This window comes from Pseudomonas sp. B21-036, assembly GCF_024748925.1.
Taxonomy (GTDB): Bacteria; Pseudomonadota; Gammaproteobacteria; order Pseudomonadales; family Pseudomonadaceae; genus Aquipseudomonas; species Aquipseudomonas palmensis.
This window is the reverse complement of the sequence record NZ_CP087178.1, coordinates 1-12,084: the sequence shown is the minus strand read 5'-3', so window position 1 is coordinate 12,084 and position 12,084 is coordinate 1. Positions and strand designations below refer to the sequence as shown.

Here is a 12,084-nt window from a genome sequence, read left to right as displayed (position 1 = left end):
GTTAGATTTCACGCAACGGCTGTGCGTTTTAGAACAACGCAAGTGAACCTCTGATTCACAAGGAAAAGCATGTTCGACTGGAATGACCTGCGGTTTTTTCTCGAGTTGCAGCGTAGCGGCCGCCTGCTGACCGCCGCCAAGCGCCTCAACACCACCCATAGCACCGTGGCCCGGCATATCGAGAGCATCGAGAGCAGCCTGGGCACGGCACTGTTCGTGCAGCACGCCCAGGGCTATGAACTGACCCCGGCCGGGCAGGCCCTGCTCAAGCACGCCGAAGCCATGGAGAACGTCGCCTTGCTGGCGCAGGAGGAGATCACCCAGGCCATCACGCCGCTGGGCAAGATTCGCCTGGGGGTGACCGAGGGCATCGGCATCATGTTCTTCACCCCGCGCATGGGCAGTTTGTTCGAACGCTACCCGGGGCTGGAGGTGGAGCTGGTTGCAGTGCCGCGCTTTGTCAGCATCATCAACCGCGAGGCAGAGATCAGCATTCACCTGGAACGCCCGCATGCCGACCTGTTGATCACGCGAAAACTCACCGATTACCGCCTGGCGCTGTATGCCAGCCCCGAGTACCTGGCCAGGGCTGCGCCGCTCAACAGCCGCGAAGACCTGGCCCGGCACAGCTGGATCGGCTACGTGGACGACCTGCTGTTCAGCCAGCAGTTGCTGTTTCTCAACAGCTTCTGCCGCGCACCGAACGTGGTGTTTCGCAGCACCAGCGTGATCGCCCAGCAACATGCGGCGCGTGCCGGGCTGGGCATCGCGGTACTGCCCAACTACATGGCCCGCCACGACCCGCACCTGGTGCGCGTGCTGCCCAGCGAAACCATCCAGCGCAGCTACTGGATCAGCACCCGGCGCGAACTGCACAAGTCGGTGCGCCTGCGGGTAGTGTGGGACTACCTGCTGGCGCTGTGCGCCGAAGAGCAGGGCGAACTGCTCGCCGAGTGAGCGGCGTTCAGCGCGCCAGGGTGTTGACCACCAGCAACAGGGCAGCCGCTATCCCCACCAGCGCAAAGCCCTGTTGCAGACGCGGCCCGGCCAGGCGGTGGGCGAACTGGCGCGCAACCACCAGGCCCGCCACCGCACCGCCGGCAAACGGCACGCCGACACCCCAGTGCATCACCCCGCTGAGGCTGGCGCTCAACACGCTGCCCAGCGACACCAGGGCGATCACCGCCAGCGACGTGGCGACGATGCTTTTCATCTCAAGGTTGGTGTAGCGCCCCAGGGCAGGCACGATCACAAACCCGCCACCGACCCCGAGCAGGCCGGACAGCAGGCCGCTGAGCAAGCCGGTGAAGGCCAACGCGCGGGCGCAGGGCAGGGTCCAGCGCAAGCGCCCCTGCAACGGGTTGAGCACACAGGGCTGCAGGGCACGATCCGCACAGGGCGGCTCGCCCCGCAGCTCGCGCAGGGCCTTGCGTAGCATGCGTGCGCAGGCATACACCAGCACCACGCTGAACCCCAGCGCCAGCGGTGCATTGGGCAGGCGATGCGCCAGCAGCAGGCCGAAGGGGGTGGCGCACATGCCGATCAGCGCGACGAACAGCGCGGCCCGGTAGCGCACCAGCCCCTGACGCAGCCCCAGCACCGCACCTACACCTGCCGCCAGGCCCACCGCCAGCAGGCCGACCGGGGCCGCCTCGACCATACTCAGGCCCAGGCCGAACACCAGCAGCGGCACCGCAAGAATGCCGCCACCGGCGCCCGTCAGGGCCAGGATGATGCCAATGAGGGCGCCAAGACCGGCGCCGACCAGTTCATGCTCTGTCACTGGCGCGCCTCACGCAGTCGCGCAACTGGCTTGGCCAGCCATTCGCGCCCCTTGAGCATGCAGCGCCAGTACAGCGGCGGCAGTATCCGCGCCTTGAGCAGCCAGGCCAGGCGCGTGGGCCTGCGCCCGTCGAGCAACCAGCGCGGAAAGCTTGGTGCCAGCTTGCCGCCGTAGGTGAACTCGGCCAGCACGATCCTGCCGCGCTCCACCGTCAGCGGGCACGACCCGTAGCCGTCGTATTCGGCCAGACGCGACAGGCGCCCCAGTGCCACCAGCACGTTGTTGGCCACCACCGGCGCCTGCTTGCGGGCAGCGGCGGCCGTCTTGGCATTGCTGGTGTTGATCACATCGCCCAGGCCATGGATGTTGCCGTAGCGCGCATGGCGCAGGGTGGCCGGGTCGACCTCGAGCCAACCGGCCGCATCGGCCAGCGGGCTGTTGCGGATGAAGTCCGGCGAAACCTGCGGCGGTACCACATGCAGCATGTCGAATGCCTGCACCACGGTTTCGCTGCTGCCGTCGGGCAGGGTGCGCAGAAAGGTCGCGCGCTTGCCCGGCCCGTCCACCGCCACCAGCCGGTGTGAATAGTTGAGGTCCACGCCGTAACGGTCGATGTATTCCATCAGCGCCGGCACATAGTCGGCGACACCGAACAACACGTTGCCGGCGTTGAAGAACTGCGCCTGGATCGCCCCCAGGCGCCCGCTGCGCAGCCAGTGGTCGCACGACAGGTACAGGGCTTTTTGTGGGGCACCGGCGCACTTGATCGGCATAGGTGGCTGGGTGAACACGGCGCGGCCTTCCTTCAGGCCCTGCACCAGCTGCCAGGTGTAGGGCGCCAGGTCGTAGCGGTAATTGGAGGTCACGCCGTTCTGGCCGAGGGTCTCGACCAGGCCGTCGATGGCGTCCCAGGCCAACCGCAGCCCGGGGCATACAACCAGCTGTTCGTAGCTCACCAGGCGCCCGTCATCCAGGCTGACGGTCTGCGCCTGCGGGTCGAACTGTTGCACGGCGGCCTTGATCCACCTGACCGCCGCCGGCACGGTCGAGGCCAGGGTGCGGGCGGTGGACGCTGCACGGAACACGCCCGCGCCGACCATGGTCCAGCCAGGTTGATAATAGTGAACGTCGGCGGGGTCGATGATCGCGATATCCAGCGAGGCATCACGCGCCAGCAGGCTGGAGGCGGTGGCGATTCCGGCGGCACCGGCGCCGACGATCAGCACCTTGTGGTGGCTGACCTCGCGGGCAGCGGCAGAGGAGGGGGCAGGCATGGCAGTACGTCCTTTAATAATAATTCTGGTGCAGCAGGTTCAGAGCTTGTTGAGCGGGATCTTCAGGTAGCACACACCGTTGTCTTCCGGCTCGGGTAAGTGGCCGCTGCGCATGTTCACCTGTACCGAGGGCAGGATCAGTTGCGGCATGTCGAGGGTGGCGTCACGGGCTTCGCGCATGGCCACGAAGCAGTCCTCGCTGATGCCGTCGCGAATGTGAATGTTGCTGGCGCGCTGTTCGCCCACCGTGGTCATGTAGCGCAACGCACGGCCTCCGGGCAGGTAGTCGTGGCACATGAACAGGCGGGTGGCATCCGGCAGGGCCAGGATGCGCTGGATCGAGCGGTACAGGGTGCGCGCATCGGCCCCGGGGAAGTCGCAGCGGGCCGTGCCGTAATCCGGCATGAACAAGGTGTCGCCGACGAACGCGACGCACTCGTCACCGGCCTGTACCAGGTAGGTCATGCAGGCCGGAGTATGCCCCGGTGTGTGCAAGGCGCGCAGCTTGAGCGTGCCAAGGTCGAGCTCGCCGTTGTCGTCCAGCAGCACATCGAACTGGCTGCCATCACGGGCAAAGCCGGGTTCGGCATTGAACAGCGTGCCGAACACCTTCTGCACCTGGGTGATGCGGCTGCCGATGGCCACCTGGCCACCCAGCGCCTGCTTGAGATAGGCGGCAGCAGACAGGTGATCGGCGTGCACATGGGTCTCGAGTATCCACTGCACCTGGCCACCCAGCTCGCGTACCCGGGCGATCAGCTTGTCGGCCGAGGCGGTATCGGTACGCCCAGCCTTGGGGTCATAGTCCAGCACGCTGTCGATCAGGGCGCAGTGCGCGCTGGCCTGGTCCATGACCAGGTAGCTGATGGTCGAGGTCGCGCTGTCGAACAGCGCTTCTACATACAGGTTACCGCCGATGATCATTACCGCTCTCCAGAGAAATCCGCTGATGCCTGCCGGCCAGCCGTGCAGGCATTCGACCAACAGTCATCAAGATATGTGCCAGCGCAGATTCACGCCTGCCCCCGGCCAGCACGCCCGATTTACCTGAGTCTGGACCCTCTGGCCGAAACTGCCTGCCACGGTTCTGTCAGCTGGTTGGCAGAGGCTGGCAGTTTTTGGCAGTGGGCGTGGCGTTCGGTTAAGCTGCGGGCCTGCCTTGCCCCTGGTGCCGTCATGCCCATGAACCCCGACACACCCGCCAGCCCCGCCCTGCAGGCGCTGGTGTCCTACCTCGAACACGAACCTCAGCCGAGCATCGTGCTTGACCTGCAGTACAACATTCTTGCCGCCAACACCGCGTACCTGCATCAATTCGGGGTGGTGGGCGCCGCGCCGATCGGCCAGAAGTGCCACCACGTCTCGCACCACTACGCGGTGCCGTGCGACCAGGCGGGCGAGCACTGCCCGATGCGCAAGGCCAGGCACAGCCGCACCCCCGAGCGGGTGCTGCATGTGCATCACACCCCGCGCGGGCCGGAGCATGTGGACGTGGAGTTGCGCCCGATCCTGGACGAGCAGGGTGAAGTGATCGCCTTTGTCGAACGCCTGACCAGCATCGCCGTGGCGTCGGCACAGCCGCAGCAGTTCGGCTTGGTAGGGCGTTCGGCGGCCTTCCAGGAGGCCCTTGCCGGTGTCCAGCGGGCCGCGCCGGCGCAGATACCGGTGCTGCTGCAAGGGGAGTCCGGCACCGGCAAGGAGCTGTTCGCCCGCGCCCTGCATGCCAGCAGCCCGCGTGCCAGCGGTCCGTTAGTGGTGGTGGACTGCACGGGGCTGACCGAGACGTTGCTGGAGAGCGAGCTGTTCGGCTACGAGAAGGGCGCATTCACCGGTGCCAACCAGCGCAAGATCGGCCTGGCCGAAGCCGCCCATGGCGGCACCCTGTTTCTCGACGAGATCGGTGAGGTGCCGCTGGCGATGCAGGTCAAGCTGCTGCGTCTGATCGAGTCGGGCAGCTTTCGCCCGGTGGGCAGCCTGCGCACGGTGCATTCGGATTTCCGCCTGATCTCGGCCACCCACAAGCCGCTCAAGGAAATGGCCACCGCCGGCAGCTTTCGCGAAGACCTCTACTACCGTATCAGCGGCTTCCCGATCCGCCTGCCTTCACTGCGCGAGCGCTTCGAAGACCTGCCCCTGCTGATCGAGACCCTGCTGCAGCGCCTGGCCGGGTCCGCTGCGCCGCGGGTCGACGAGGAGGCCATGACCTTGCTGGGGCTGTACCGCTACCCCGGCAACATCCGCGAGCTGCGCAACATTCTGGAGCGGGCGAGGTTGTTCAGCGACGACGGCATCATCCGCGCCGAGCACCTGCCCACGGAGCTGAGAGCCGACTCGCCCGCCAGTGCCCCACGCCGCTCGAATACCCGATTGCGCGACATCGCCCAGGCGCTGGACAGCTTCGAAGGATCGCGCAGCGAGCTTGCCCGCCACTTGGGGCTGAGCGAGCGCACCCTGTATCGGCGCCTGCGCGAGCTGGGTGTGTAGGCGTCCAGGCAAACAGGGATATGACGACGATGACCTTTGAAATTGTCCATTGCTGACATATGCCATAGACGTGACGCAAAGGATCGGCGCAACAGCGATCACCCTTTCAGCCAGGGAAACGGCAACAGGCTTCTATGAGAAGTTCGGCTTCAGGGCCAGAGGGGAACGCTTCGAACGGCATGGTGTGGGCTATGTGAACATGCATCTTGAGTGATCACGCCTAGGGCGCAGCAGCACCTAGGCGGGAAAACAAAAAGGCCAACCCCTGAGGGTTGGCCTTTCGAGGGCGTTGTCACTGTGGATAACTGCCCGCTTTCAGAGGTACTGCAACCGGTCAGAAGTCCAGGTTGGATACCGCCAGGGCGTTGCTTTCGATGAACTCGCGGCGCGGTTCCACGGCGTCGCCCATCAGGGTGTTGAAGATCTGATCGGCAGCGATCGCGTCTTCGATGGTCACCTTGAGCATGCGGCGCACAGTCGGGTCCATGGTGGTTTCCCACAGCTGGTCCGGGTTCATCTCGCCCAGCCCTTTGTAGCGCTGGATGGTGTGACGCTTGGTGCTTTCGGCCATCAGCCAGTCCAGGGCTTCCTTGAACTCGGTGATGGCTTTCTTGCGTTCGCCACGCTGCACGTAGGCACCTTCACCCAGCAGGGTGGCAAGCTGGGCGCCCAGCGCGGTCACGGTGCGGTAGTCGTTGCTGCCGAAGAAGTCGCGGTTGAAGGTCACGTAGCTGGCAAGGCCGTGGGAAGTGATTTCCACTTCTGGCAGCCACACGTTGCGCTCGCGGTCTTCACGCAGGCTGGCCTTGTACAGCAAGCCGGACTTCTCGGTATTGCGCAGGCGCTCATCGAACCTGGCGAGCCAGTTCTGCATGTGCGCGTGGTCGGACAGCTGCTCCACCGAGATGGCCGGCAGGTACACGAAGTGCTCGGTGAGCTCTTGCGGGTACAGGCGCGACAGACGCTTGAGGGTCTTCATCACGGTACGGAATTCGTTGACCAGACGCTCCAGCTCGACACCGGAAACCGGTGGCGCGGACTCGTCCAGGTGCAGGCTGGCATCTTCGAGGGCCGACTGGGTCATGTACTCTTCCATGGCCTCGTCGTCCTTGATGTACTGCTCCTGCTTGCCCTTCTTGACCTTGTACAGCGGCGGCTGCGCGATGTAGATGTAGCCGCGCTCGACCAGCTCCGGCAACTGACGGAAGAAGAAAGTCAGCAGCAGGGTACGGATGTGCGAACCGTCGACGTCAGCATCGGTCATGATGATGATGTTGTGATAGCGCAGCTTCTCGATGTTGTACTCTTCGCGGCCGATGCCACAGCCCAGTGCGGTGATCAGCGTGCCCACTTCCTGGGACGAGATCATCTTGTCGAAACGTGCTTTCTCGACGTTGAGGATCTTGCCCTTGAGCGGCAGGATAGCCTGGGTCTTGCGGTTGCGACCTTGCTTGGCCGAGCCGCCTGCGGAGTCACCCTCCACCAGGTACAGTTCGGAGAGGGCAGGGTCTTTTTCCTGGCAGTCGGCAAGCTTGCCCGGCAGCCCGGCAATGTCCAGCGCGCCCTTGCGACGGGTCATCTCACGCGCTTTACGGGCCGCTTCACGGGCGCGCGCAGCGTCGATCATCTTGCCGACCACAGCCTTGGCTTCGTTCGGGTTTTCCAGCAGGAAGTCGGAGAAGTACTTGCCCATCTCCTGTTCCACCGCAGTTTTGACTTCGGACGAAACCAGCTTGTCCTTGGTCTGCGAGCTGAACTTGGGATCAGGCACCTTCACCGAGATGATTGCGGTCAGGCCTTCACGGGCATCATCACCGGTGGTCGCGACCTTGTTCTTCTTGGCCAGACCTTCCTGCTCGATGTAGTTGTTCAGGTTACGCGTCAGCGCCGAACGGAAACCCACCAGGTGAGTACCGCCGTCGCGCTGCGGAATGTTGTTGGTGAAGCACAACAGGTTCTCGTTGAAGCTGTCGTTCCACTGCAGGGCGATTTCCACACCCACACCATCCTCGCGCTGAACGCTGAAGTGGAACACTTCGTTCACCGGAGTCTTGTTGGTGTTCAGGTATTCGACGAATGCGCGCAGGCCACCTTCGTACTTGAATTCCTCTTCCTTGCCCGAGCGTTCGTCCTTCAACAGGATGCCTACGCCAGAGTTGAGGAACGACAGTTCACGAATCCGCTTGGCCAGGATGTCCCAGCTGAAGTGGATGTTCTTGAAGGTTTCGGACGATGGCTTGAAGTGGATCTGGGTGCCGGTGGTTTCGCTGTCGCCGACAATCTTCATCGGAGCCTGCGGTACACCGTGAACGTAGGTCTGCTCCCAGATCTTGCCGCTGCGGCGAACGGTGAGGATCAACTCTTCGGAAAGCGCGTTCACCACCGAGACGCCCACACCGTGCAGGCCGCCGGATACCTTGTAGGAGTTGTCGTCGAACTTACCGCCGGCGTGCAGTACGGTCATGATGACCTCTGCGGCGGAAACCCCTTCTTCCTTGTGTACATCGACCGGGATGCCGCGGCCGTTGTCGCGAACGGTGATGGACTCATCCGGATGGATGATTACGGTAATGTCGTCACAGTGGCCGGCGAGGGCTTCGTCGATCGAGTTATCGACCACCTCGAACACCATGTGGTGCAGGCCGCTACCATCATCGGTGTCGCCAATGTACATACCGGGACGCTTGCGTACGGCATCCAACCCTTTGAGCACTTTAATGCTGGAGGAGTCGTACGTTTGATTTTCGCTCATGCCTTCACTCCCGATGGTCGTGGGTCTGGGTGATACGGCCTTGTTCCACGTGGAACAAGGCAACTGGCGTATCCGTCTGCCAGCCTTCCCTCAATAATTCGTGGTCTACACAGGTGATGAACACCTGGCAGCGTAAGTCTTCCAGCAAGCGGCAAAGTGCACGACGGTGCTGCTCGTCCAATTCGGACGGCAGGTCATCCACCAGATAAATACATTGGCCGCGGCGTGCCTGGCTGACCAGATGCCCCTGGGCGATACGCAGTGCGCACACCACCAGTTTCTGCTGGCCGCGAGACAGGATATCGGCCGCGTTGTTGGCGCCTAACCTGAGCCGAAGATCCGCACGTTGCGGACCTGCCTGTGTGTGGCCCATCTGCTGATCCCGATGGAGCGAGCCAGCCAGGACCTCACTGAGGTCTCTGTCCTTGTCCCACCCTCGGTAGTAACTCAGGGTCAGCCCCTCGAGCTCCAGCAATTCGCTCAAGGTTTGTTCGAAGACGGGTTTCAGCGCTTTGATGTAATTACGGCGGTACTCGTCGATTTCCGCACTGGCCAGGCATAACTCCCGGTCCCAGGCTGCTTGCGAAACAGCGTCAAGTGTACCATGCCGCAACCATGAGTTCCGCTGCCGCAAGGCCTTCTGCAGGCGCTGCCAGGTGGACATGAAGCGAGGTTCCACGTGGAACACACCCCAATCCAGGAATTGCCGGCGAATCTTGGGCGCACCTTCGAGCAGGCGAAAACTGTCCGGGTTGATCAGTTGCAGCGGCAGTATCTCTGCCAGTTGGGCGGCACTGCGAGCGTTCTGCCCGTCGATGCGAATGGTGAAATCCCCTTGCCGTTCCCGCGATATGCCCAGGTTGCTGGAACCACCTTCATTCAGTTCGACCTGACCGAATACCGTACACGCCAATTCTTCATACTGGATGACCGGTGTAAGGCGAGTGCTGCGAAATGAACGGGCCAGGCCGAGCAAATGGATGGCTTCCAGCACGCTGGTTTTGCCGCTGCCGTTGGCGCCATACAGGATGTTGATGCGGGGGGAGGGGGAGAAGGTCACCGGGTGCAGGTTGCGCACCGCGGTGACTGAAACGCGACTGAGGGACATCTAGCGAGTGCTGGACAAATTACAGGCGCATCGGCATGACGACGTATGCAGAATCGTCATTGTCCGCCTCTTGCAGCAGGGCGCTGCTATTGGAATCGGACAGGATCAGACGAACCTGTTCGGTGGTCATGACGCCCAGCACGTCGAGCAGGTAGCTCACGTTGAAACCGATTTCCAGCGAACCGCCGTTGTAGTCGACGCCGATCTCTTCTTCGGCTTCTTCCTGCTCAGGGTTGTTGGCCTGAATCTTCAGTTGGCCAGCCGCCAGTTGCAGACGAATGCCGCGGTACTTTTCGTTGGACAGAATCGCGGTACGGCTGAACGCTTCGCGAAGTGCCTGGCGATCACCCAGTACCAGTTTGTCGCCGCCCTTTGGCAATACGCGCTCGTAGTCCGGGAACTTGCCATCCACCAGCTTGGAGGTGAAGGTGAATTCGCCAGTAGTGGCGCGAATGTGTTGCTGGCCCAGCACGATGGCAACGGTGCCTTCCGGATCAGTGAGCAGGCGCGCCAGCTCAAGGATACCCTTGCGAGGTACGATCACCTGGTGGCGATCAGCCTGACCGATATCGGCCTGCATCGAGCACATGGCCAGACGGTGACCATCGGTGGCGACCGCGCGCAGAGTGCCGGTGGAGACTTCCAGCAGCATGCCGTTCAGGTAGTAGCGCACGTCCTGGACGGCCATTGCGAAGCTGGTGCGCTCGATCAGGCGGCGCAGACGGCTCTGCTCCAGGGTGCAGGTCAGCGAACCCGGGCCTTCCTCGACGGTGGGGAAATCGTTGGCTGGCAGGGTCGACAAGGTGAAACGGCTGCGGCCGGCCTTGATGATGACCTTCTGCTCGTCGACCTTGATGCTGATCTCCGCTTCGCTCGGCAGGCTCTTGCAGATATCCATCAGCTTGCGTGCAGGTACGGTGATCTCGCCAGGCTCGGCAGGGTGTTCCAGTTGCACACGGCCAACCAGTTCCACTTCCAGGTCAGTACCTGTAAGCGACAGTTGCTGGCCTTGGACCACCAGCAGCACGTTGGACAATACCGGCAAGGTCTGGCGGCGCTCGACGACGCCTGCGACCAGTTGCAGGGGTTTCAACAGGGCTTCGCGTTGAATGGTGAAATGCATGGTCTAGTCCCTTGCCTTAAAAAAAAGCCGCGCTGACGTTCATCACGTCGTCAGGGTCCGCAGCAGGTTCTTGTAGTCCTCGCGGATATCCGCGTCGGATTCCTTGAGTTCGTTGATCTTGCGGCACGCGTGCAACACCGTGGTGTGATCGCGGCCGCCGAAGACGTCGCCGATTTCCGGCAGGCTGTGGTTGGTCAGTTCCTTGGACAGGGCCATGGCCACCTGACGCGGCCTGGCCACCGAACGCGAACGCCGCTTGGACAGCAGATCGGAAATCTTGATCTTGTAGTACTCGGCCACTGTGCGCTGAATGTTATCCACACTCACCAGCTTGTCCTGCAGTGCCAGCAGATCCTTGAGCGACTCGCGAATCAACTCGATGGTGATATCGCGGCCCATGAAGTGCGAGTGGGCAATGACCCGCTTCAGCGCGCCTTCCAGTTCCCGCACGTTGGAGCGGATGCGCTGGGCAATGAAGAACGCAGCGTCATGTGGCAGGTCGACCTTGGCCTGGTCGGCCTTCTTCATCAGGATCGCAACGCGGGTCTCGAGCTCCGGCGGCTCTACGGCAACGGTCAGGCCCCAGCCAAAGCGGGACTTGAGGCGCTCCTCGAGGCCTTCGATTTCCTTGGGGTAGCGGTCGCTGGTGAGAATCACCTGCTGGCCACCTTCGAGCAAGGCGTTGAAGGTGTGGAAAAACTCCTCCTGCGAACGCTCCTTGCGGGCAAAGAATTGAATGTCGTCAATCAGAAGCGCATCGACCGAGCGGTAGAAGCGCTTGAACTCGTTGATGGCATTGAGCTGCAACGCCTTGACCATGTCGGCGACGAAGCGCTCCGAGTGCAGGTACACCACCTTGGCATTCGGATTCTTCTTGAGCAGGTGGTTACCCACAGCGTGCATCAAGTGCGTCTTACCCAGGCCCACCCCGCCATAGAGGAACAACGGGTTGTAGCCATGCTTGGGGTTGTCGGCGACCTGCCAGGCTGCCGCGCGGGCCAGCTGGTTGGACTTGCCCTCGACGAAATTCTCGAAGGTGAAGGTGCGGTTCAGGTAGCTGGTGTGTTTGAGCGCACCCTCTACCTGCACAGTACGTTGTTCGGTACGGCTGCTGGGTGGAGCCACCACGGCAGTGTTCTCGCCCATCGAGTCGAAGCTGTCGCGCGAAGGTGCATCTTCGACCTGTGGCGCTGCCGGCGCAGGTGCTGGCGCTGCCGGGGCTGCCACGGCAGCGACCTGGGCAGCCTGCTGGGCCTGGGAAGCGGCGACCGAGGCGGCGAGCGGTGCGTTGGGCGCAGCACGGGGTGCCGAACTGCGTCGGCTGCCTATTAATAAGGAAAGCGCAGGGGCGATGCCGTTGCCGTGTTCGCCCAGCAGTTCGAGCAAGCGACCCAGGTACTTTTCATTGACCCAATCGAGTACGAACCGGTTAGGCGCATAGACGCGCAACTCGTCGCCTTCGGCTTCGACCTGTAGCGGACGGATCCAGGTGTTGAATTGCTGGGCAGGCAGTTCGTCGCGCAGAAGGTCCACGCACTGCTGCCAAAGTTCCACTGACAC

Annotated in this window: 10 protein-coding genes; 3 read left to right on the top strand and 7 right to left on the bottom strand. The window is 62.8% G+C overall.

Annotated elements, in window-relative coordinates:
- Positions 1-69: 69 nt before the first annotated feature.
- Positions 70-957, top strand: coding sequence for a LysR family transcriptional regulator (locus LOY33_RS00045; RefSeq protein ID WP_123753547.1), 888 nt, complete (start codon positions 70-72; stop codon positions 955-957).
- A 7-nt stretch (positions 958-964) separates the two neighbouring features.
- Here the strand turns inward: LOY33_RS00045 and LOY33_RS00040 are convergent, their stop codons facing one another.
- From LOY33_RS00040 to LOY33_RS00030, 3 genes are read right to left on the bottom strand one after another with little or no spacing between them, the layout of a single operon-like run.
- Entirely contained in the window at positions 965-1,783 is an 819-nt protein-coding gene (locus LOY33_RS00040) for a sulfite exporter TauE/SafE family protein (RefSeq protein WP_123753548.1), read from the bottom strand.
- Positions 1,780-3,057, bottom strand: coding sequence for an FAD/NAD(P)-binding oxidoreductase (locus tag LOY33_RS00035; protein ID WP_054916055.1), 1,278 nt, complete (start codon positions 3,055-3,057; stop codon positions 1,780-1,782). Before LOY33_RS00035 ends, LOY33_RS00040 begins: the two co-directional genes overlap by 4 nt.
- Before the next feature lie 39 nt (positions 3,058-3,096).
- Positions 3,097-3,981, bottom strand: a complete 885-nt coding sequence (locus LOY33_RS00030) for an MBL fold metallo-hydrolase (protein ID WP_258660590.1) — start codon at positions 3,979-3,981, stop codon at positions 3,097-3,099.
- 252 nt (positions 3,982-4,233) lie between these two features.
- Between LOY33_RS00030 and LOY33_RS00025 the strand changes: the two genes are divergently transcribed.
- Complete coding sequence (locus LOY33_RS00025; protein ID WP_123753550.1) at positions 4,234-5,541, top strand: sigma-54-dependent Fis family transcriptional regulator; 1,308 nt, start codon at positions 4,234-4,236, stop codon at positions 5,539-5,541.
- A gap of 70 nt (positions 5,542-5,611) precedes the next feature.
- Positions 5,612-5,755 (top strand): GNAT family N-acetyltransferase, encoded by a 144-nt coding sequence (locus LOY33_RS25940; RefSeq protein ID WP_185061973.1) that lies wholly within the window; start codon positions 5,612-5,614, stop codon positions 5,753-5,755.
- 120 nt (positions 5,756-5,875) lie between these two features.
- Here LOY33_RS25940 and gyrB read toward each other — a convergent pair whose 3' ends face one another.
- Genes gyrB through dnaA form a run of 4 tightly spaced genes read right to left on the bottom strand, consistent with a single transcriptional unit; the run spans position 5,876 to position 12,084 of the window.
- Positions 5,876-8,293, bottom strand: a complete 2,418-nt coding sequence (gene gyrB, locus LOY33_RS00020) for a DNA topoisomerase (ATP-hydrolyzing) subunit B (RefSeq protein ID WP_054916057.1) — start codon at positions 8,291-8,293, stop codon at positions 5,876-5,878.
- A 4-nt stretch (positions 8,294-8,297) separates the two neighbouring features.
- Positions 8,298-9,401 carry a DNA replication/repair protein RecF gene (gene recF / locus LOY33_RS00015; protein ID WP_043860678.1) on the bottom strand — a complete coding sequence of 368 codons (1,104 nt, stop codon included), beginning with the start codon at positions 9,399-9,401 and terminating at the stop codon, positions 8,298-8,300.
- A gap of 19 nt (positions 9,402-9,420) precedes the next feature.
- Positions 9,421-10,524: a DNA polymerase III subunit beta gene (gene dnaN / locus LOY33_RS00010; protein ID WP_043860677.1), complete on the bottom strand. Its 1,104-nt coding sequence runs from the start codon at positions 10,522-10,524 to the stop codon at positions 9,421-9,423.
- A 42-nt stretch (positions 10,525-10,566) separates the two neighbouring features.
- Positions 10,567-12,084 (bottom strand): chromosomal replication initiator protein DnaA, encoded by a 1,518-nt coding sequence (dnaA, locus tag LOY33_RS00005; RefSeq protein WP_123753552.1) that lies wholly within the window; start codon positions 12,082-12,084, stop codon positions 10,567-10,569.

Excerpts from the sequence above, each read along its gene's own strand:
- gyrB (WP_054916057.1), bottom strand. The coding sequence starts at position 8,293 with ATGAGCGAAAATCAAACGTACGACTCCTCCAGCATTAAAGTGCTCAAA.
- LOY33_RS00045 (WP_123753547.1), top strand. The coding sequence starts at position 70 with ATGTTCGACTGGAATGACCTGCGGTTTTTTCTCGAGTTGCAGCGTAGC.
- LOY33_RS00030 (WP_258660590.1), bottom strand. The coding sequence starts at position 3,981 with ATGATCATCGGCGGTAACCTGTATGTAGAAGCGCTGTTCGACAGCGCG.
- dnaN (WP_043860677.1), bottom strand. The coding sequence starts at position 10,524 with ATGCATTTCACCATTCAACGCGAAGCCCTGTTGAAACCCCTGCAACTG.
- LOY33_RS00035 (WP_054916055.1), bottom strand. The coding sequence starts at position 3,057 with ATGCCTGCCCCCTCCTCTGCCGCTGCCCGCGAGGTCAGCCACCACAAG.
- LOY33_RS00025 (WP_123753550.1), top strand. The coding sequence starts at position 4,234 with ATGCCCATGAACCCCGACACACCCGCCAGCCCCGCCCTGCAGGCGCTG.
- recF (WP_043860678.1), bottom strand. The coding sequence starts at position 9,401 with ATGTCCCTCAGTCGCGTTTCAGTCACCGCGGTGCGCAACCTGCACCCG.